Source organism: Halodesulfovibrio sp. MK-HDV, from assembly GCF_009914765.1.
Taxonomy (GTDB): domain Bacteria; phylum Desulfobacterota; class Desulfovibrionia; order Desulfovibrionales; family Desulfovibrionaceae; genus Halodesulfovibrio.
This window is the reverse complement of record NZ_WYDS01000004.1, coordinates 59,746-82,660: the sequence shown is the minus strand read 5'-3', so window position 1 is coordinate 82,660 and position 22,915 is coordinate 59,746. Positions and strand designations below refer to the sequence as shown.

At 42.1% G+C, this 22,915-nt stretch carries 15 protein-coding genes and 1 tRNA gene; 5 read left to right on the top strand and 11 right to left on the bottom strand.

Going from position 1 to position 22,915, the window contains the following annotated elements:
* Positions 1–20: 20 nt before the first annotated feature.
* Together MKHDV_RS04260 and MKHDV_RS04255 are read left to right on the top strand one after the other, a co-directional pair.
* Positions 21–1,610: a BCCT family transporter gene (locus tag MKHDV_RS04260; RefSeq protein WP_160712594.1), complete on the top strand. Its 1,590-nt coding sequence runs from the start codon at positions 21–23 to the stop codon at positions 1,608–1,610.
* A 450-nt stretch (positions 1,611–2,060) separates the two neighbouring features.
* On the top strand, positions 2,061–2,522 hold the full coding sequence (locus MKHDV_RS04255; protein WP_160712592.1) for a universal stress protein: 462 nt from the start codon (positions 2,061–2,063) through the stop codon (positions 2,520–2,522).
* A 59-nt stretch (positions 2,523–2,581) separates the two neighbouring features.
* Here MKHDV_RS04255 and MKHDV_RS04250 read toward each other — a convergent pair whose 3' ends face one another.
* Positions 2,582–5,239, bottom strand: a complete 2,658-nt coding sequence (locus MKHDV_RS04250; RefSeq protein ID WP_160712590.1) for an HAD-IC family P-type ATPase — start codon at positions 5,237–5,239, stop codon at positions 2,582–2,584.
* A gap of 138 nt (positions 5,240–5,377) precedes the next feature.
* On the opposite strand from MKHDV_RS04250, the gene MKHDV_RS04245 reads away from it, so the two are divergent.
* Positions 5,378–5,851 carry a phosphate-starvation-inducible PsiE family protein gene (locus MKHDV_RS04245; protein ID WP_160712588.1) on the top strand — a complete coding sequence of 158 codons (474 nt, stop codon included), beginning with the start codon at positions 5,378–5,380 and terminating at the stop codon, positions 5,849–5,851.
* A gap of 378 nt (positions 5,852–6,229) precedes the next feature.
* Positions 6,230–7,903, top strand: a complete 1,674-nt coding sequence (locus MKHDV_RS04240) for an amidohydrolase (RefSeq protein ID WP_160712586.1) — start codon at positions 6,230–6,232, stop codon at positions 7,901–7,903.
* Positions 7,904–8,197: 294 nt separating this feature from the next.
* On the opposite strand, the gene MKHDV_RS04235 is transcribed toward MKHDV_RS04240, so the two are convergent.
* The 7 genes from MKHDV_RS04235 to MKHDV_RS04205 form a co-directional block, all read right to left on the bottom strand.
* On the bottom strand, positions 8,198–9,091 hold the full coding sequence (locus MKHDV_RS04235; RefSeq protein ID WP_160712584.1) for a LysR family transcriptional regulator: 894 nt from the start codon (positions 9,089–9,091) through the stop codon (positions 8,198–8,200).
* Between the two features lie 494 nt (positions 9,092–9,585).
* Positions 9,586–9,816 (bottom strand): acyl carrier protein, encoded by a 231-nt coding sequence (locus MKHDV_RS04230; RefSeq protein ID WP_160712582.1) that lies wholly within the window; start codon positions 9,814–9,816, stop codon positions 9,586–9,588.
* A 43-nt stretch (positions 9,817–9,859) separates the two neighbouring features.
* Positions 9,860–10,798 (bottom strand): MBOAT family O-acyltransferase, encoded by a 939-nt coding sequence (locus MKHDV_RS04225; RefSeq protein ID WP_371416014.1) that lies wholly within the window; start codon positions 10,796–10,798, stop codon positions 9,860–9,862.
* A 362-nt stretch (positions 10,799–11,160) separates the two neighbouring features.
* A complete protein-coding gene (locus tag MKHDV_RS04220; RefSeq protein ID WP_254060415.1) occupies positions 11,161–12,345 on the bottom strand; it encodes a D-alanyl-lipoteichoic acid biosynthesis protein DltD in 1,185 nt (394 codons plus the stop codon).
* Between the two features lie 38 nt (positions 12,346–12,383).
* The gene (locus MKHDV_RS04215; protein ID WP_160712578.1) at positions 12,384–13,820 is read right to left on the bottom strand and encodes an AMP-binding protein; all 1,437 of its coding nucleotides are present in this window, start codon (positions 13,818–13,820) and stop codon (positions 12,384–12,386) included.
* Positions 13,821–15,318: 1,498 nt separating this feature from the next.
* A tRNA-Glu gene (locus MKHDV_RS04210) sits at positions 15,319–15,396 on the bottom strand.
* 512 nt (positions 15,397–15,908) lie between these two features.
* The gene (locus MKHDV_RS04205; RefSeq protein WP_160712576.1) at positions 15,909–17,297 is read right to left on the bottom strand and encodes an NAD(P)/FAD-dependent oxidoreductase; all 1,389 of its coding nucleotides are present in this window, start codon (positions 17,295–17,297) and stop codon (positions 15,909–15,911) included.
* A gap of 298 nt (positions 17,298–17,595) precedes the next feature.
* Here MKHDV_RS04205 and MKHDV_RS04200 point away from each other — a divergent pair, with 298 nt between their 5' ends.
* The gene (locus MKHDV_RS04200; protein ID WP_160712574.1) at positions 17,596–18,843 is read left to right on the top strand and encodes an ATP-grasp domain-containing protein; all 1,248 of its coding nucleotides are present in this window, start codon (positions 17,596–17,598) and stop codon (positions 18,841–18,843) included.
* Positions 18,844–19,136: 293 nt separating this feature from the next.
* Here the strand turns inward: MKHDV_RS04200 and MKHDV_RS04195 are convergent, their stop codons facing one another.
* From MKHDV_RS04195 to MKHDV_RS18870, 3 genes are read right to left on the bottom strand one after another with little or no spacing between them, the layout of a single operon-like run.
* Positions 19,137–21,563, bottom strand: a complete 2,427-nt coding sequence (locus MKHDV_RS04195) for a penicillin-binding protein 1A (RefSeq protein ID WP_160712572.1) — start codon at positions 21,561–21,563, stop codon at positions 19,137–19,139.
* Between the two features lie 26 nt (positions 21,564–21,589).
* Positions 21,590–22,132, bottom strand: coding sequence for a zinc/iron-chelating domain-containing protein (locus tag MKHDV_RS04190; RefSeq protein WP_160712570.1), 543 nt, complete (start codon positions 22,130–22,132; stop codon positions 21,590–21,592).
* Positions 22,132–22,824, bottom strand: a complete 693-nt coding sequence (locus tag MKHDV_RS18870; protein WP_254060410.1) for a hypothetical protein — start codon at positions 22,822–22,824, stop codon at positions 22,132–22,134. The genes MKHDV_RS04190 and MKHDV_RS18870 overlap by 1 nt, the downstream gene beginning before the upstream one ends.
* Positions 22,825–22,915: the final 91 nt, after the last annotated feature.

Genomic DNA, 22,915 nt, shown 5'->3' with positions numbered 1-22,915 from the left:
CAAGAAGTTAGAGGTTTCACATGTCACAGAAAGATCAGGGGATGCTTACCCGTCTACTCGGAAAGTATGATCCAGTTTTATTTTACGTCACGGCACTTTTCACACTCACTATCGTAGTAATCGGCGCAACAAATCCGGAAGCTCTCGGGCACTATGCAAACATTGCACGTAACTACATATCAAACACATTCGGTTGGTTTTTCGTTGCTGTAACAGCAATCTATATATTCTTTGGTTTCTTTATCGGCTTCAGCAAATACGGCAAAATGACCCTCGGGAAGGACGGTGACAAGCCGGAATTCAGCACAACTACATGGATTGCCATGCTCTTTAGCTGCGGCATCGGCGTTGGTTACGTTCTCTGGGGCGCAGCCGAGCCAATGTTCCACTTCATGAATACCCCGTACGATGCAGTTGGCGGGACAAAAGCTGCGTTACCAGTTGCTATCCGCATTGCATCCTTACACTGGGGCTTCCACTCATGGATGGGGTACTCAATTGTAGGCCTTTGTATCGCGTTTCCTGCTTTCCGTCTGGGGCGCCCAATGACCCTTTCTACTTCCCTTCACGGCATTCTAGGGGACAAAGTAGAAGGCCACATCTGCTCCAAAATTCTCGATACCCTTGGTGCTATTGCAACAGTTGGCGGGTTAAGCACAGCCCTTGGCCTTGGCATCATCTCCCTTAATTTTGGTGTAGAACTGATTTTCGGTGTGGAAACAGGTATTATTGGTAAAGTAATTCTGATGAGCATTGTTATCGGCATCTACATTATTTCCACCATGACAGGCTTGCAACGCGGCATGACTATTCTTAGTAATATCAACATCGTTGTTGCAATATCCTGGTGTGCTTTCATTCTCTTCAACGGAGAAACAAACATTCTTCTCCGCCTTATGGTCAACAACGTAGGTTCCTACTTAAGCGAACTTATTCCGATGACCTTCTACACTGACCCGCTTCAATCTAGTAAGTGGATTACCAACTGGAGTATCTTCTATTGGTTGCTCGTAATCTCATGGGCACCATTTGTAGGTGGCTTTATTGCCCGCATCTCCCGTGGTCGAACCATCCGCGAATTTATCCTTGGCGCTGTACTGGTACCAAGCGCTTTCAGCCTTGTCTGGTTCACAATCGTTGGTGGCTCTGCTGTTTTGGCTGAAATCAACCAAACTGCACCAATGTGGGAAGCTGTATCCGCTGACGTTGGAGCTGGTATCTACACCCTGCTCGGTAGCTTCCCGCTTTCTTCTTTCATGAACGTAGTAGTGTTTGTGAACATGATCCTCTTCCTAGTTACATCAGCAGACTCTGCTTCCTTCTTTGTAGCTATGCTTATGTCAAAAGGTGCATATGAGCCAAAGACGGCTATGAAAGTAGTTTGGGGGGTATTCCTCGGTTCACTTGCTGTCGTTCTTCTTATCAGTGGAGGACTTCAAGCGCTACAGGCAGCAAGCATTGTAGCGGGGGCGCCATTTGGCGTTGCCATGCTCTTCATGTTCTGGTCCCTGATGAAAACTCTGCGCTCTGAAGCAGCAAAAGAAGAGTCCAAACAGCTCATACGAACTGAGTATCAAGAAAATATTGTATGTCCTTCAGAAGCCGCCTAAGCTTCTGACTTTAAAGCCCCCCTTCTGCAACAAAAGGGGGGCTTTTCATATGTATTCTCACATCAACGAACGCTACGAAATTCATCATAGATCGTTCGTTGGATAAACTGCACAAACAGCAGCCTCATTCATAGTTTCTGCGCGCCAAAGAATAAAAATTTATTTCCTACCTATCAAACTTGAACATAAAAAAGCTCCATTGGACAACATGCCAATAGGGCTTTTTTGTGTGTACTACTCGGTATAATTCTTATCTTTTTAGATATGAATGAAGCACGAAATTAGAGATAATTTATTGGAAAAGAATCAGTTAAAGTTCCAACTAGTCCTCCGGCTTGACTAAAGGCAAGGAGATCTTATTTTCAACGAAGAGCCCTTGCTGTTAATTCGGAGTATGTTATTCTTTTAATACACCGTAATTTTAAGAGACTACAACTAAGGAGCAGATGAATGAAGCCCCAAAAGATACTTGTTCCCATAGATGGTTCCATTCCTTCCAAGAATGCAGCCAAGTACGCAGCTTCCCTTGCTAGCCAAAATGGCGCCAAAGTTATACTTCTTCATGTATATGGGCCAATTAGTCAGTTACTTTCAGGAAAAGGTCTACAACTAGTCAAGGAAGAGCTTTCGGGCCACGCAGAAAAGCTTTTGCAAGAGTACAAAGTACTTCTAGAAGACTGTGGCGCTTCAGTAACCACCATTTCTCGAGCTGGCGGAACCGGCAACGTGATTCTCAATGTCGCAGACGAAATAGGCTGTGACCTCATTGTCATGGGTTCCCGTGGCCACTCAGCCATTGAAGGAGCTATAATGGGCAGCGTTGCCATCAAGGTGCTCCACGGAGCTAAATGCCCAGTGCTTGTAACCAGACAACTGCGCGAATATTATCCTGATCAAGCCTGCTTCGTCTAAGCAAACACAATAAAAAATAAAACCCCCGACCTTCTGGTCGGGGGTTTTATTCTTTTCAGTTAACGGCGAAATTTTCTTCGCAAATACTTATCGAATTCTACCACCAGAACAACAGACACCGCAACCGAGGTACACATCCCCCACTCTACAACACTCAAAGGTCTTGTCCGGAATATCACTTCCATCGTAGGGGATGAAACCACCCAAATCTGAGCCAACAACGCAAGTGTCATACTGATGAAAAGGAACCTGTTCGAAAATGGATTCATCTGAAATACCGAGGTATACTCAGAGCGAGAGTTGAAGGCTTGGAAAAATTGGAAAAGCACCATAGTTGTCATGGCCATGGTTCTAGCCTTTTCCAACTCATACTCAGAATTTAATGCGAGGGTGAATATAAAAAAGACACCTAACGCGATGCACACACTGACTATAGCCGTGCGTTGTATTAGCAGGCCGTTCACAATCCCCTCACCTGTCGGTCTCGGGGCGCGCTGCTCAACATCCTTCTCGCCTGGTTCAAAAGCAAAGGCCACGTCCTGCAATCCATTTGTCACTATGTTGATCCACAGCAACTGAGCAGGGACATACGGAATCGGAATACCCGCTATCATGGTCAACAAGATGGACCAAATCGCCGCAAGGCCGGTTGGGAGTAGAAAGAAAACAGCCTTCCGCAGGTTGTCGAACACAATGCGGCCTTCACGTACCGCATGAAATATGCTTGAAAAATTATCGTCTACAAGAACCATATCCGAAGCTTCGCGAGCGACGTCCGTGCCCCCCTTGCCCATTGCTACTCCGATGTGAGCAGTCTTAAGAGCAGGTGCATCGTTCACGCCATCGCCGGTCACGGCAACAATCTCTCCCTGACGTTTGAGAGCATTAACAATACGAAACTTATCTTCCGGTGCAATGCGGGCAAAAACTGAAGTCTCGCGTACCAGAGAATCCAATCCCTTCTCGTCAATATCAATAAGGCGTGTACCTGTGACCGCACCCGAATCAGCAACCTCTAAATCCAAATTGCGTGCGATAGCTGTTGCCGTTTCAGCATGATCCCCAGTGATCATAACAACACGAATTCCCGCATCGTGGCACTTACCAACAGCTTCTATAGCTTCCGGTCTAAGTGGGTCGAGCATTCCCTGTAAGCCAATAAACACTAGGCCAGTAGACACATCATCATCACTTATACTTGTGGTGCCTGCGGGCATCTCTTTAATAGCAAAGGCAAGTACCCGCATTCCCTGAGAAGCATACTCTTTAGCTTTCTCCAGAATGGCATCGCGGTTCAACCCTTCACTGTAAACGCATTCCGTGCATAATTCCATAAGGCGGTCATGACCACCTTTTACGAACATAAAAGCTTTTCCATCTTTTTCATGCAACGTTGCCATGAAGCCGCGTTCTGATTCGAACGGCAAAATGGCTATCTGGGGCCAATCCAAAATTTCCTTTTCCACCCTCAGTTCCGCTTTCATCGCTGAAACGATAAGTGCCCCTTCCGTCGGATCTCCTTCTACTTCCCACGCGCCATCGCGCTGAACCAGTCGAGATTCGTTACACAGAAGTCCCACACGTAATACCTGTAACTGCTGGTCACTTAGAGGGAAAAGATTCCCTTGCATATCATCAAACGCACCTTCAGGGGTATAGCCAATACCGCTCACAGCTAAGTCGTTGATTCCGTCAAACAGACGGGTCACCGTCATACGGTTTACAGTGAGAGTACCTGTTTTGTCTGAGCAAATGACCGTTGTGCTACCAAGAGTTTCCACGGCAGGAAGATTACGGATAATTGCGTTGTATTTCACCATGCGCTTAACGCCGACAGCCATCGCAATGGTAACGACGATAGGCAAGCCTTCGGGAACCGTAGCAACGGCTGCTGCAACGGCAGTCAGGAACATGTCCTTGACGGATGCTCCTAAAACAAGACCAAAGACAAATAACAAGGAAGTCGAAATCATAACGAGGAGGCCGATGTACTTTGCAAGCCTCTCGATTTTTTCTTGAATTGGAGCGACGACTTTTCCTGCCGAGCGAATAGTACTGGCAATAATACCGAGCATTGTTCGATCGCCAGTTTCTACGACAACCCCCTTGGCTCTGCCATTCACAACAATCGTTCCCATGAAGACCATATTCGTCTGATCACCGGGAGACAATCCGCTGTCACTTAAAGTCTCAGTCGTCTTGATCGCTGGAACAGACTCCCCTGTCAGCATAGACTCGTCGACTCGTAACTCTGTGATCGAAAACAATCTGATATCTGAAGGAACCATGGCTCCTGAAACCAATGAAACGATATCACCCGGTACTAAAGACGCACTGGGTATTTCCATTTCCTTTCCGCCCCGAGTGACTATGGTCTTCGGAGTAATCATTTGTTGCAGAGATCGGACGCTTTGTTCTGCTTTAGCCTCTTGAACGAAGCCGATAACTCCATTCAGAACGATAACAGCCAGAATAACCAATGCATCAACATACTCGGCAAGGAGAAGAGTAACCACAACAGCAATTAATAATATTAAAATAAGGGGGCTTTTTAACTGATGAAGCGCGATACGCGCGTAGTTAACGCCCTCTTCTTTTCCAACCTTGTTTTCACCATAACGCTTACGCTGGGACTCTACCTGTTCAGGAGTTAACCCTTTAGAATCGACAACAAACGATTTAAATATTTCATCTTGAGATTGGGTGTACCATTCCATAGTCCTCTCCTTGTGAAGGTGGCATCCATAAGAACATATCACAATTCTTGATCGGAACAAGATAATCAAAACAGTTTGTACGAATCATAACTACACTGCTATATATGTACGATACAGAATATGTCACGAGAGGAAATCATGCATAATGAAAAACAGCAGGGTCCTGACACTACATTAAATGCTAAGTGCAACATTCTAGGTAAAGAAGATCCGCTTATAAACTTACTGGAAAAGAAAATCAGGCTGGCAGTGAGATGCTTGGCAATACTAATGACGTTTGTGATTATTTGGGGAATATTAGATGTTGTATGGATTCTGTATCAACGAATGCTTGAACCACCCTTTTTATTGCTTAGTATCCACGACATACTGGCAACCTTCGGTGCATTTATGGCTGTGCTTATCGCCATTGAAATATTCGCCAATATAACCATGTACCTGCGCGAAGACGTGTTGCATATCCGCATGGTTGTCGCTACCGCTCTTATGGCCGCAGCCCGAAAAGTTATTGTGTTGGATCTTGAATATACCAAAGCGGAAGATATTGGTGCTATCGGTTTGGTAGTTCTATGCCTTGGCGTGACATACTGGCTTCTTGGAAAGAAAGAGTAGAGAGCTTTTTGTGTAAGCAAAGTTGCAACGAAAACTACAAATGAAGGTGATGAGACGACTGGTTGAAAAGAACGAAGCGCAGATTCACCTTTAAGATAAAAAATCAGCTCCGCCACTTGGATGTCTCATCTGAGATTTTAACAAAAAGCTTACACTTTATTCACGTCTGTAAAATATTTTAAGCCGACTACAACGTAACTGTGTCCAGCAAATGATGGTCGACTTAACTTAGCCATATGAGCTTACACTAAGTTAATTTTAGTATCCCAATATTCTTATACTCACTATTTTGCTTTTGTTTTTGAGCTGCAATAGACTCTCTTCATCCCACACACTCCTCTATACTTTTATAATTCCGAGGCATGAAAGGAATGAAGAATGAAACGAATTTACCTTTTGACAGTAATAGCGAGTCTACTAATGAGTCCTAATGCAATGGCTGTCGAACAAGCAGATATGATTCTTACAAACGCCCAAATATACGGTCACAAGAATGCCGATACAATAGCCATTCACAATGGTAATATTGTTTTTGTTGGCAAAGCAAAAGCAATGGATACATACCGTAATAAACACACCGAAATCATTAATCTTGAGCAGGCGTATGTAATGCCGGGCTTTATTGATAATCACAACCATGTGTTTGAGGCAGCTTCAGAAATTGGCGGTAACTGTGAATTAGATATGGATGCATCACTTGAAGAACAAATTCCCTATTTAATGGCGTGCAGTAAAAAAGCAAAACCTGATGGCTGGCTGATAGGCTATGGGTTTTCTTTGGATGCAATCTTAAATGAAGACAATCGATACACACCGCTTGAAGTGATTGACCGTGTTTTTCCAAAACAACCTGTCGTGTTCATGGAGCAAACTTCGCATTCAATGTGGGTCAACTCCGCAGCACTTAAACTGGCAGGCATCACCAAAGACTCTCCCGAGCCTCAAGGGGGAAAGATCCTTAAAGATGAAAAAAGCGGTGAACTAAATGGAATTCTATTTGATAACGCTGGCGATATCATCATGGAGATTGCGTGGAATAGCTTAGAAAAGCAGTTCGACCAAAGCTATGAAGGACTAATGATTGGCCTTGAAGAAGCAGCAGCACATGGCATCACCACCATTGGGGATGGGCGACTTTATTGGAAACGCGGTTGGTATAAGGTGTGGGAACAAGCCGAAAAAAACGATGATTTGACCGCCCGTGTTTCACTACGTCCGTGGATTTACCCAACAGACCTAATGGCACCTCAACTAGAATTTTTGAAGAAAGTGCAATCGAGCGACCACTCACGCTTACTATTAGTAGATCAGGTCAAAATGTATAGCGACGGGATCATTATTAATGGCACGGCGAAAACACTAGCACCGTATTTGGATACCTATGTTCCGGATGAGCCTCATGGCATCAACTATATCCCACCACATCAAATGAAAAACTGGCTGGAGGCACTAGACAAGATAGGCTTCAGCGCCCACATCCATGCAATTGGTGATGGTGCGGTTCGCGAATCATTAAATGCCGTAGAACATATTCGTAACAAAGGTTCAAAAAAACCTTACACCCTTACTCACGTTGAATTGGTAAACTTAACGGACGTGCCTCGCTTCGCAAAACTGAATGTAACAGCCGACTTCCAAGTCGGTTCTGATTACGTAGCAGAACACGATCACCAGTGGGCAGAACCCTTTATAGGGGCTGAGCGCTCCAAGGCGTTGATGAACCCAAGAGCCATTTTTGATACAGGTGCGAATGTCACATTAAGCAGTGATTGGAATGTGCATGATATTAATCCATTAATTGGAATTGCGAATAGCCTGAAAATGGGAAAAACGGGGTTGCCAGATGTGCATTCCGCTATCAATGCCTACACGATCAATGCTGCTGAAAGTTTAGGAATCAGTGATATTACCGGATCAATAACTGTTGGAAAATCAGCCGACTTTGCCATTTTAGAGCAGGACATTACTCAGTTATCAGCCGATGATATTGCGGATACAGAAATCCTGATGACAGTGCTACAAGGTGAGGTTGTATTCGACTCAGAAGAATAATCAAAAGATGGTGCAAGGCATGCTTTGCACCATCTTTTCCATGAAAAACTGAGTGCAACAAAAGCTTTTTTATGTTGAAGCAACAGTCAGGCTGCTGGTTTCACAGATTTTCATTGTGCCGGGGAACTTAATTACTCTTTTAACTACATGCGCCATATAAAGAAAAGTAATCAATCTACAACACAATCAAAAACTGGCTATTAAGGGCGAAGGTGCATTGGCATCTTTGAAGTAACTTATTGGAAACAAAAACTCAGATCCAAATTCGCCCCCTGAAGCAAAGATGTCTCTTGATTAAGATACACCGGCAAGTTCATGCATAGCTCTAAATACATCTATCACTTTACTACCGTGTTCCGACAACACTAGCCCATTACGCCAACATAACTCTATTCTACGATCGATACCTGCAGGCTCAAAATCACAATTTACAACGAGTAGTTGACCACTTTCTATGTAGTGGTTGACGCTTTCCGCCGGTAAGAACGCAAAGCCTTTATTGTTTTTTAGCATCGTAATAAGCAACTGTATGTCAGAAAACACGCCATAGCTAGGGCTATAGCCTTCACCATTATCCCCTACATCACCCTGAGAGAGCTCTCCCCAAATTAACTCTCGATAAAGACTCAAATCGTCGGGAGTTACTACCGCAAAAGTTGCGAGTGGATGATCAGGGCTACATATCAGCACTTCTTTATAATGACCTAAACGGCAATACTCAAAATGCTGATGATGAATAGTATCTGACTCATGAATCATTATGATATCAATATCGCCTTCAATTAAGGCTTGCATCAACTGGAGTCTTTCATCGCGACACACTTCGACACTTACATAGGGTAAATCCAATGCTGCTGAGAGCGGCAAAGCAAAAGCAAGATCAGGAATATAGTTTTCAATCCCAATAGTCAGCACTATCGGTTCTTTTTGAGCGATCATCTCTGCACTTTGAACAAATTTTTCAAATTGACTCATGGCATGTGAAAGATAAGGAAGTAACTGTTCTCCATCTTTACTTAACTTAGTTTTATTTCCTGTTCGATCAAAAAAAACTACGCCAAGGTCAATCTCCAAGTCAGAGATCCATTGGCTTACTTGAGGCTGTTTCTTTCCTAATTTACGGGCCGCAGAAGAAATTGAGCCTTTTTCTGCGGCTAATAAAAGAGCTTTCAAATGCAATAAATTCATCAAGCTACACCAACCTAACCATACGTTAATTTGCAGTTATATTACAATATCACTAGTTAAATTCAACATACATTCATATGTTAAGTTAGTCACTCATACCGTCGTAACAGCTTCATCATTTCTTTAGCTTGCAAAAATCATCGATGACATTAATCCGTAAGCTTCCCTTTAAGAAGCGCACCTCATGCACCCAAGACGTTCCCCAGAAATTTGGACAAAAAAAACTCTTACACTTTCGTGTAAGAGCTTTTCTTGCTTAGCATCCCTTAGTGAGGGGTGAGCCCATGTTATCTGCATGAAAAGCAAGTGTAACATCTAGCAAAAATTTACGTATTGAAATTAAAACTTCCATAGCTAGTAAGTGACGAATCCGCGTGTATCAATGACTTCGTTTTGAAACGAAAATCACTACAAAAATACGTTAGGGAACCAATTCGAAACAAGAGCTTTTTTGCCTTAAATGAATAAGACAAAAAGAAAATAAATCCAAAAACTTATGATATTCTAGTTGTCACATAATTGCTTAATTTTTCAATACTATCAAAGTTAGGTTCTATTATATCTTCCGTACCTATTTTAATATTAAATTCATCTTCCAACATTAAAGCAAGGTCAACTGTTCCCATGCTATCTATTAAGTTTGATGTATACAACGGTTCATCAATTGATACTTTTTTAAATGTCAATTCCTCAACCAGTTTTTTTATTCTTTCATTCAAATTCACAATAATACCATCAACATTATTAAACGTTTTATAATAAACCGTATTACAACGGTACTCTTCCACTAAAAACATATAAGGCTAAAACAACTGAATTAACCATAATTAATCTTTTCATGCTTAATGACAATATGTTGGAGGACACTGAAAAGATATCTGCCCCTCCTTTCTTTACATAATGAACATAACAATTGTGAATGGAAGAATATAACCCAAACAGCAACCCAGAGAAAATATAATGCCACACTAGCCCATTCCACATCCCCATCAATAAAAAAGTCAAAGTGATTGAGATGTTCTGAACAAGAAGGCGGCGTCCTCGGAGATATGAGAAGCGTTGTAGATACATATAGATAGGTTTGAAAAAATAATCTGTTAACCATGCACCTAAAGTAATATGAAACCTTCTCCAAAACTCTTGAGGATTTTGGGCCAAATAAGGTTTATCAAAATTCTTCGGAACACTTATACCAAGCATAATTCCAACACCCATAGCCATTGCACTATAACCAGCAAAATCAAAATAAAAGTAAGCAGTATAAGAATATGCACTGTTTACCATAGTAGCAATAGATGTACTAGTTGCATCAATCTCACCCAACCAAAATTTGGCGACAAACTCAGCTAATACAAATTTAAACAAGCCACCTATAACTAGCAACTCCCACCCACGAACGAAGTTACTAGTTGAAATGTTATTATACCCATTATCTAAGTCACTCTTGAATCTATATGATCGATCTATTGGGCCAGCTAATAATGTTGGAGGGAAAAATAAATAAGATGTGAATTCAAAGAAATCAAGACTACCATAATTTTTCTGATCAGAGATGGCTTGGATAACTCTAAACGTTATGTATGATATCCCTATAACTTTATACATAACATCAACATCTAATTTAAACAAAATCATAGGCAATGATACCAGCAAAATAGGGAGTAGTGTCTTGCGATAGTCATTGTAAGAAAAGACATAGTAGATCAAATAAATATAAATTGAGAATAATAATATTCCTATCGTCGCTTGAAACGGCAAAAAGAAGGTAATATAAACAGCAATAAGTGAAAAAAGAATGTATTTATATTTAAGGTAGCTAGATAAAAAAACGTTTACAAAATAACAAGATCGCAACTGATGCGAACGACAACAGAAAAAAATCAATTCCAGAAAAGGGTAAAGCTACATCCATCAAAATGCCTCATAAACAAACTTCACAGTAGACTGAAGGTTACTGCTTAAATATTCAGCCATTTCATTCTCAATATATAAGATTCTTAACCCAAGTATGATTAAAAAGTAGACCACAAACCATTTAACAAAACTCATAATTCACCCAAAGTTAGAACTTAGTCCAGATTAAAATGTTCAATAATTTTCTTATTAATCTTCACCCAGCCTAATTCTCCTAGGTGCATTTTATCTTTTAATTTTCCATTTTCATAATCTGCTTCACAATAAGACCACATATCCAAGTATTCAAACCCTGCACCAACAACTGAACCCTTAATTGAAGCCAGCAAGGGTAATATTTCTTCTCTGCCCTCGGTATATATGGATGGGTGGAGATCTTGCATAACAAATAATGGCTTAATTTTATATTCCTTAAGTAAAGCTAGCAAATTTATTAGAGCCTCGTATTCGCGATTTTCAGACATATTTCTAATTTCGCCAACATTCGAAAATCTAATGCTCTTATCTTTCCTTAAAATATGTCTATTAAAATAACCATTTCTAATTCCGTATGCATTGTTGGTTGACGCATCTTTGTTATTTTTTTTTGCTTGATTATATAGCAAATCATAATTCAACGAAGGAAAATCATACTTAACCATCTGTCCAGATTGATAATTATCTTTTTCATTATAAAAATCAATTTTAGAGAAAAGCAAAAACTTATCTGAAAGACATGAAATCAACACGTCATCATAATTAACAGAAGAAGGGTTCTTACCATAATTTTTAATCATATCGTAAGATCTACTGCTACCGGACATTTCCTTTTCATTAGCTTTTATATATTCGCTTACTAAAAATTTATAATGATCGTCGAGTTCACTGTTGGTATACAATTTATACATCATGTCATTAGTCATATATTTTAAGAAGACAGACATTTTCGCACCATTTGCATGCTTTCCGGTAAACCATGTGGGACTTAACAGAACTACTATTCTAGCTTGATCTATAGTTTTAGAGCTATGCAATGCTGACAATTCGGACAAAATGATAAATAATTGATGCCCCCCCTTTCCGATCGTTTTAACAGGCTGATTATTATCATTAAAAAAATTAGACACCATATATCTTAGTGTCTTCTTGCTGCCTGCAGAAAGTTCGGAGGAACCAAAAACCACGACCTTTCCTGTCTCTAAATCATTTCTCAATGTTTGAGATTTAAGTTGAGATTTAAGTTGAGATATCTTTTTTGGATTGTAATCCAAAAAATTAAAAATATGATCCTGTCCACCAAAAACCAGAAACATTTCTAATACAAAAAAAGCCAATATAAAGGACACTACATGCTTTAACATTGAAGACACAAGTCACCTAACTTATTTAACATAGTCACTTAAGATGAAATATAGAGTTGAACTAATTTTTGTTTATCTATTTTGTGATTAATCGTCTTTGGATAATCATCAATAAATACAATGTCAGAAGGTATCATGTAATATGGCAACTTATTCTTAATCTCCTTCTTTAATTCATCGACGGATGTTCCAGTAGAAATTACAAAAGAAACCAACTTAACAATTTCACCACCTCGCTTTAATGGAATAGTAACAGAACACTCTACACCATTAACATTCATCATTGTACTATCTATTTCACCCAGCTCGATTCGATAGCCGTGTAATTTAATCATATCATCTGCCCTGTTGGCAAAAAATAACAGATCATCTTTAATATACCCAAAATCTCCAGTGTTAAACGACTTCATGCCGTTAAAACTTCCAAACTTTAGATCAGTTAAATCAGGGTTATCAAAATAGCCTATAGAAACATTCTCTCCATAAACTATGATTTCACCTGCATTTGAATTTTCAACACTATCAATACGAACCTTTTCATCACATTTTACACGCCCAACCGGCAAACTCTCTTTCGAAAAAGCATCAAGCATCTCGGCATCAATCGTAACCATTGTAACGGCTACGGTTGCTTCGGTTGGTCCGTACGAATTTATAAGTTGACTTTCAGGAAAAGCACTTAGAATTTTCCTAGCAGTTTTAACAGGAAGCACTTCTCCACAAAAAATAAACTTCCTTAAATTATTAAAGTTAAGTTGATCGAACTCTGATGACATCAAATATTTACTAATAAAAGAAGGAGTTGACACCCAAGTATTACACGCATAGCTTTTTATCCTATCAAAATAGCTTTTAATATCTTGAATCTGTGCCCTGCTATTCAATACAACAGTGCCTCCAAAGGATAAAAAACCAAAAAGCTCATACCCAGACAAATCAAAACTAAGAGGAGCTTGGTTCATAAAAACACTTTCACTGGATATATTAAAATCATTCTTAAGCCACTTCACAAAGTCGGCAACAGCACCGTGTGTAATTTGAACTCCTTTTGGTTCACCCGTACTTCCTGAAGTAAACATTATGTATGCAATTGGATCATTCTCAACATAAGACACAAGATTATTACTCGTGTTTCTAATTATTTCTCCAGAAATTGTGTCAATTAATACTGAAGATTTCACAATATCAATAATTTTATTCAGTCTATTGTTAGGGTAAATTGTATCAACAGGGATATAAGGTAACTTTAAAGAGATGCAGGCAACAATACTTACTATAAATTGGACTTCTTTGTGACCATAAATAACAACCGGATGTCCACTTGGTAAGTTATATGAGCAAAGCTTTTCAATCAGCTCAGCGACCTCAAATTTGAATTCCTGCCAAGTAAGATCACGGTCACTACCAGACACTGCTATCTTATTGCTTTCTACATCACACTCTTCAAAACTTAGTTTCTCAAGACAAAAATACATATTAAAAACCCTTGTTATATTAAATTTTGGTAATACTTGCTCTATCTTCCGCTAATATAGACAATAACAACCAGTACTCCCTTCAATCAACATATCCAAAAAAATACACCGCCTTCCATTTCATGATAATTTAGATAGAACCTCTTTCAAAACCAATCGATTTATCTATTTTTTATGTATCTGAATAATAAAGAGACATGATCTGAGATCATTAGACAGACAGGTAAAATTATATCACGTATGTTCTTGGGGTACTTTTCTGAAAAATGAAGTGCTTCTGGCCTTGCCCAACAGCAGACACATCCCATTCAAAGACATTAACAAGCTGAAAAAAACAAATCTAATTTGTACTTATGAAGAATATATCCGACATCAAGAATACGACAATCATCGCCAATACGATGATTGAATATGAGGTCTCCCTCTGATCTGTATCGGTAAATTTTAGCTAAATTAAGCCAGCTGAATGATCAATTCACACAAACAAAAAGTCGTTTGTGGCCATATTTTCAAGAGAAGAACAAAGACAAAATTCTTAGCTTCCTTCCATCATGTTCCAATTTTATTTCGAACATCTGCAAGTGACAGACACCTATGCGTTTTAAGAACTCATCTCGAAAAATTTCTTCATAAGATGCGACAAACGTTTGCCGTAAATTTTCAGGGTATCAAGAAGTCCTGCTTAAGTTACATCGTTGGCAGAGCTATTAAGTGCTTTGTAAATAAATTCGCCACAATTATCCATTTGAATACGTTTCGGTTTACGCTCAGGGAACAGCCGAGGCCACCCAATTCTACTCACAATCCATTGCCCTTTTCCGGCGTGCTCCACATGGGTTTACTAGACACTCACGACTAAAATTATCAACCACAGTTAAAGCACGAATTCATTGTCTATTGAACAGGTTATCACCCATCAGATCCATGGACCAACACTGATCAATACTAGAATGTTCTGGTCGCCCCATGCGGGGCGTAGCTGAAATATGTCGTCCTAGATGTTTAGAATATAGATTTGATTCTTTTTCCCAGTCTAATCCACAATCTTCCTTAAATATAATAGGTTTTACATCATAAATCAAACTCAGTAGATGTAACCTCCCGTAGAGTAAGACCAGCCCAAATAGGTATTTTCGAAACGCATCAATCCCAAAAGGGCAATCAACCCAACATTCTCGAATTACGGAACAACAGATCTTTCGAATTCTCAATGAGGTTGAAAGCGAACGGAAAGTTGCCGAAGTCAATCATAAACAAGGTTCCAATCCTACGACATCTTACAAATGAAAATAGAAAAATGGTGGACTGATAACATTTGACACAAAGCGAACGAAGGAGCTTGAAGAAAAAAAGGAACGAAGAGTTGGAAAAATGATAGGAAAAGTGGTGTAGCGAATTCAGCCTGAAAAAAACTTGAAAACTTACGCTGCTGGCCTACACCCCATGTGGTAGAAACACAAAAAAGCTCTTACACTTTCGTGTAAGAGCTTAAATTGCTTGGCGTCCCCAAGGGGATTTGAACCCCTGTCGCCTGCGTGAAAGGCAGGTGTCCTGGGCCAGGCTAGACGATGGGGACGCTTCATATGTGCTTCGTGAGTTCCCTCACGTGCGAAGAGGTATTTATGGAAAACAGGCTGCGCTGTCAACTAGATTTTTCATTATTTTCTATGGAAAATTTTTTTTCCCTCTTGCCACATAGCTCAAGGGGTCTTATCTTAGAACTGTAAGGAAGCACATATCGATATACCTTCCAGAAGATATAGTCATCAACCCTAACGGAGGATAAGAAAGGCTAATGGGTAAAAAGAACGAACAGACAGTGAGAGAATCTACTGAATAAAAAGATTTAGGATTCGGAGCCGATGCACACAGTGCATGACAAGGCCGAACCAAGCAGCAATACGCTAACAGACTTTGTAGGTAGATTCTCTCTTCTTTTGTCTTAAATAATGCAGTCCACCATTTGGTGGTCTTTTTTTTGACTTTTTTTTGACCTTTTTTCATCCCAAAAAAAGCTGCGTCCCTTTCAGAACGCAGCCTATCATTATATAGAACTGACCAACGACACGTATGGTGCCGCTTGATGTTTTAATTTTTTGCGATAATAGCCTTAGCCGGAACAATACCGGTAGCAGCAGCAGAAACAATGTTGCCTGCTACACCGGGGCCGTCACCAGCAACGTAGAGACCATCGATAGATGTCTCAAGTTCGTTGGAAGTTTCAACCTGAGTTGCAAAGAATTTAATCTCTGGAGCGTACAACAGGGTTCCGTCATCAGCGATACCAGGAATTACGGAGTTGAGCTGATCAAGACCGTCAACAAGGTTGGTCACAATACGCTCAGGAAGCGCCATAGCGATGTCACCAGGAACTACGTTTGTCATAGTCGGGGCAATGTGACCGTTGTTGATACGAGTCCATGTAGAACGTCTACCACGACGTAAATCACCAAGACGCTGTAAAATAGGCTTACCATCACCAATGATGCTTGCAAGCTTACCAATAGCTGTACCGTAGCCTGTGTTGTCTGAAACAGGATCAGTCAGCACTACTTTGGATAAGAACGCAAAGTTGGTGTTGTCTGATTTCTTATCGCGGAATGCATGCCCGTTAACGCACACAAAGTCCTGATAGTTTTCAAGCGCGATAAAGCCACCCGGGTTTGTACAGAAAGTACGAGTCTGGTCGTCGTATTTAGAAGTACGTACAAAGAACGTAGGATCGTATACCACATCGGTGATATCAGACATTACGTCATTATGTGTTTCAACACGTACACCGACTTCGATGCCGCGCTGAGAAACATTTAAGTCGTATTCTTTACATACTGTGCTGATCCAATCTGCGCCTACACGACCCGGAGCAAGAATTACCTGCTTGGCGGTGTAAGTACCTTTGTTAGTCTCAACGCCCTGTACTTTTCCGTCTTCAGCAACAACGCGTTTAACTTCTTCCTTAGTTCTAATATCAACACCACGTTCAGCAAGGTAGCTGGACATATTGTCGATATGATCCGGAAGACAGTCAGAACCGAGATGCTTCTGTTTAATCAACAGAAGATCAATACCATTCTTGTTTGCTTCTTTACGAATGGCTTTTGCTGTTTCCATGTTGGAAGGATACACAGGGCCATCCATACCAAACTTGTTAAAGATCACTTCTGTTTCATCAATCAGATCTTTTGCTTCCTGCAGTCCCATAAACTGGGTCAAATCAGTCTTTCCAAGCTTGTGGATATAATTCAGCTTACCATCGGAAAAAAGGCCGCCTCCACCGATACCGGAGAGGATATGGCAGGGTTTACATTTCACGCACTTCTGGGTTTTTCCAATTGGGCATGTTCGATTTTTTACCGCCGGGCCGCGGTCAATCATACATACAGAAAGATTAGAATTTTCTGCAAGATAGTAGGAAGCGAACAGCCCAGCAGGGCCGCCGCCAACAATAATAACATCAAAATCTGTCTTGTTAGACATAGTAGCAATCTCCAAACATTCTATTTAGCCCAAGCTGTATTCTCCCCCACAAAACACGGGGAAAAACAGCCTTAAGCGACGTGCGCACCAAATCGCGCGCACAATGGCTTAGTATATCCTGTACTCAAATCCTCATCGCTGTCAACTTACTTTTTTTCAAATCACAAAAAAACACCACTTCGTTCATTCTATAATACTCTGCCTCATTCTACCTGCAATACACTCTTAGGGACGATGTGCCCTGTCGCATCGAGATTTCATTTTGTCATTAACCCCAAACTCCAGAGCTGAGGTAGTTATGCCTACAGAACGTACGACATACCGAAAGCGTATTAGTGGAAAGATCAAGGATCGAAAGATCGTCTGGGTCGGGAGTAGAGGGTGCGATGCTATCCCCCTTACCGAATTTAAAAACCCAATTGTTTCGATTTGCTACGGAAGCCCCGCGCAGCACGAAGCAATTACCGAGTACACCTATGAAAGCATGATGCACCATAGAGTGAACCCGTACACCTACGACGCCTCTGCAGACACATCGGAGGGTATTAAAGAGTTGCGCCGTATTTTGATTAAAGAGCTGGAAGAACCTTCTTGCCTGATTCCGTACAAGCCTATGGCCTTCATCGACACGGCTTATTTTCTACACCATAGGCACACAATGCTTTTAGGATTGTTTTCTGAATTCCAGCACCCGTTTAACCATAAAACATGGATAGAAACAGCACTGCACGACAAAGGCATACGTATTATTCCTTGGAAATATCTTGAGATAACGGAAGCCGCTAAGCAGGAAATTTACCGTGCGGCCATGGAAAACCCTGTCATGCTCCGTATTCACGCAGCATCGGCACGCTCAGGCCTTGTGCGAGTCGACTCCAAGGAGAGCTTTGAAACAGCATGGGAATGGCTCCAAAAGCACGATACTCAACTTGTCGCCTATTCACCGTATTTCTCAGGTGCATCCTCTTTGTCTGCGTCAGCAACAGTATTTTCAGACGGAAGAGTCTCATTACACCCGCTTAGTCTCCAATGCATTGGCGTGCCGGAACTCACGCCGTTAAACGCAGGCTATTCAGGCAACGATTTTGGTATGATTCACGATCTGCCTGAACATATCATTAACCAATTAGAAGCGATGATTCGTGACGTTGGACAGTGGCTTGCTTCAAAAGGCTTTATGGGTGCCTTTGGTATAGACGCCCTGCTGCATGATGAGCAGCTTTACTTTATTGAAGCTAACCCGCGCTTCCTTGGATCATCAAAAATGTGCGCTAGCGTCGACAAGGTATTGGATAGACCGGATGTGTACATGACACACATGGCAGCGTTTTTAGGACTTCCACCGCCGCCACAAATTCCACTGAGAGAACTGACAACTAAACAACCACAATTGGGGCAGATGATCTTCCATAATACACAGCCCCACCTAGTAACTGTACAAAAGAACCTGACTGAATATGAAAAACTACCATTTGGCGTAACACAAACGCCAGAGGCCATGGTCTCGGTTGCCCCGGGGGCCCATAAGCACACTGGACTGGACTGAACCTTTATTGCGGGCAAACGGATCACTCAACGAAACAGGAAAGTTCATTGCCGACACCTTCCTGCAGAGCATAACCATCTATCCTCAGGGATTGTCCCCCGAGCGACCAAAACGGATCATCAAGTAGGTGCGTCGATTACCCATCCGTTCCTACTACTGAATATACAGCGCCCCGATGAACACGTTCATCGGGGCGCTTCAACGGAAAGCATTTGTGACGCAATATCAGAATAAAATTTCGCCATAAAAAAAGCCGGTACAACTAAGTTGTACCGGCTTCTATATGACGTTTTTTAGAACATCTGCTTAAGCAAATCTTCACCACTTTCAACAGGGTCCCGTTGTTCACGGGTCAGGCGCTGACCTTGCATAATGGTCGGCTGTGTTCCCTGCTTAAACGGCAGGAAGTAGCTTTTACCACTATATGCACTGGCAACTCTGCCGGAACCGGCATCAATCCGAACCTGAATAACCCCTGCAGGCATTTCAAAATCTTCCTCAGGGAAGTCATTAATAACTTTTTGCAGATAGTCACGTACAACAGGAGATGCAGCACGAGAGCCTGTTTCCCATTTACCCATAGGGGCTAACTGGTCAAAGCCAACGTATGCGGTTGTTACGAGGTAAGGAGTCACCCCGACAAACCATGCATCTTTTTCATCGTTTGTTGTACCTGTTTTGCCGCCGATAGGACGCTTGAGGACTTTAAGACGCCAGCCAGTACCATCCTGTACAACTTCCTTAAGCAAGGTAGACATTATGTAGGATGTTTCAGGGTCCATGCCCTGAGTGCGCTGAGTCTCAATGGAGATGATATCATCACCCCATGCATCTTTTACAGATTTAATGAGACGTCCTTTTGACCATTGGCCACCATTGGCAAAGGTTGTGTATGCCTCGGTTAAGTTGATCGGTGAAACCGCAACGGAACCAAGCGACACAGAGAGGTCATACGGGAACGGCCCTTCAAGCCCCATAGCTTTAGCACGTTCTACAACCTTTGGAATACCGAGTGATTTTGCAACGCGGATAGTACAGAGGTTACGGGACTTAACAAGTGCAGTACGCAGCAAGGTCGGTCCGTAGAAAATACCTTCAAAGTTTTGAGGACGCCATACTTTGGAAGTCGACTGATCTGTATATACAATCGGTGCATCCAGCACGATGGAGGCAGGGGTGTACCCATTATCTATCGCAGTGGAATATACAATCGGTTTAAATGCAGAACCAGGCTGACGTTTTGCCTGTGTGGCACGGTTAAACTGGCTTTCTGTAAAAGAATAACCGCCAACCAATGCAAGCACATCACCTGTGCGTGGGTCCATTGAAACAACCGCACCCTGTATATTAGGATGCTGTTCCAAAGCCAACGGCACAACGTCTTGTTCTGTCAGCAAACGTGGTTCCCAAGTGTCTTTAAGACGGTCAGGCACTGCAATAGAAGCCCAGACAACATCTCCGACTTTCAGAACTCTTCGTGCATCTTTAATAGATGGAACGTGATCGGTCGCCACTCTTGGGTTCGGCTTACGACACCAATTCATGGTTGATACAGGGATACGACCTTTCATTTCGCCGAATCGTACATCCACACCGGATTTTTCAACCCGGGTGACCAACACCTGAATCCATTTTTTATCTGTCAGAACTGCTGGAATAACTTCCTGCTGCTGCAAGAAATCTTCTACCATTTCCGGTTCAATCGACTGAATAGGACCCTGCCAGCCTCGGCGTCTGGAAGATGCTTCCAAACCAGAGCGTAAAGCCACTTCAGCAGCATCCTGATAGTCTAGATCAACAGCTGTATGTACTTGAAGGCCAGCTTCATAGACAGCGTCTTCACCGTAACGAGGAAGTTCGATACCAAGCTTACGCATGTTATCTTCACTCAGGTAGTTAATAAGCTTCCTGCGTACTTCCTCTAAATACCATGCTCCACGTTTCCAGCTTGGATCTTCCATGCTTTTGTAAACAAGTGGGGTTGTAATAGCGGTGTTGTACTGTTCCTGAGTAATCCAGTTAAGATCAAGCATTCGACCCAACACGTAACGCTGACGAGCCTTAGCAGACCCCGGAGCACGTAATGGGTTGTATTTTGAAGGTGCCTGTGGAAGCCCTGCTAAGATTGTGGCTTCCGCAATGGTCAGTTCATTAACATGTTTACCAAAATAGGTGCGGGCAGCGGCTTCTACACCGTAAGCTCCAGCACCAAGATAAATTTCGTTTAAGTAAATAGTAAGAATCTCGTCTTTCGTCAGATAACGCTCAAGACGAAATGCGAGAATTGCTTCTTTAATTTTACGCTCATAGCTTTTTTCAGAGGAAAGAAGCAGTCGCTTGATAATCTGCTGAGTGATTGTGGAACCACCCTGTCTGATAGAGCCAGCACGCATGTTTTTGATAAACGCGCGGAAAATTGCTTTCGGGTCAACTCCATCATGGTCGTAAAAACTATCATCTTCAGCAGCAAGGAAAGCTCGTTTAACGAGATCCGGCATATTTTCGTGAGAAACCAGAAAACGTTTTTCCCGATAAAAGTGCCCGAGCACTTGCCCATCACGAGCATATACAGTTGTGACCAATGGCGGCTGATAGTCATTGATACGGGTAAAACTTGGTAAGTCTTTAGATGCCCACCAGTATAAACCGGAAGCAGCTAAAGTACCCAATGCCGCCACAAGCGCAACGCAGATACAAGCATACAGGAATATTTTTTTCATAAAGTTTAATCTCGTTTGCAGGGTGGCTACTCGCCTTTATCGAAGCCCCACGCTGAACGCAGTAATGCAAACAACTCCCTAACCTGGGGTTTGTCCATTCCTAGCAGTTCCAGCGATTCTTCTACGGTGTCGGTTTCACGGCATACAAGACACCCTTGTGCCGTGAACATAGTCAACTCTTTGCCGCGTACCCAGAAGGGAAACAGCAGGCAGAACCATGGGCGCGCTTCTCTCGGGAGTCTACACCCCTGCTCTGTCAGATAAACACAATATCCCTTTTCATTGGATTGCAGAACCCTATGAGTCTCGTTTGCAGGGAATTGTGTATCTATTTTTAATCCATCATGAGGAAAAAGTCGTTTTAATGTCTTGATAAATTCAGGCGTGTTAATAACGTCATTTGCCCCTGAAACGTCAGGAGCTGCCGCTTTAACTTTAGCCCACTCTGCGTCCGACAAAGGGAAGCAAAGCTCGATATCTTGGGGGTCTGCATGACAACAGGTGTCGTATTTTTCTGCGCAACGTTCGCAAACAGTTGGATCAATTTTCGTAGAGATAGATGCAGTCATTAATAACTTCCGCTGTCACGTTTTGGCCATTCGCCGTTATAATTTTTTAGGATAGCAATATAATATTTGGGACCGTAGCCATTCGTATGCGTTGTTTGATACTCCATAACTTCGACGGATTCAAACAGCTTCTTAAGTGGCTGAAGATCAATAGGTTTATGACGGACAAATATTGCGTCCCAGCCCTTTTTGGCTTCAGGGGTCTCCCACAGGTCATATTGTGCTTTTCGACGTCCGAAATCCGCGCAAAACGCCTGCGGCTGCTTAGGTGCGTAGAATGAAAGGTTTGCAGTCACACCATAGCGGTCAGAAAAATAAAAAACTTTATCAGGGTCCGGCATATTATCAGTAAGCTCCTGAAGCTTACTGGACATATCTGTCCAACCCATCAAACGCATAGCAGGGTTAAAAGAACGGGTTCTAAACGGCAGTTCTCCCAGTGAATGCATCACAAGAAACAGCACTACCCCGATAATAACGCCCATTTTACGAAGCGGAATGCGTTTGCTGCGGATAACCAGTGCAGTTTTGCCCCAAACATGTCCCTGCTCAGCAGCCAGTGCCGCAAGCATAATGCCCGCTGCGTAGCTCATTGCGGACCAGTTCGGATAGATGCGGGTATGGAAACTCCAGAAAATAAAGAAGCACCACAACATCCAGAAACCAACACTTAACAAGAGTGCCTGACGCACCCGGCTATCATCTCCGAGAGCTTCGGCGCCTTTTTTCGTCCACCCCTGTTTAAGAGCAGTCCAACCGCCAAAGATAAGGAAAGCGAACCAC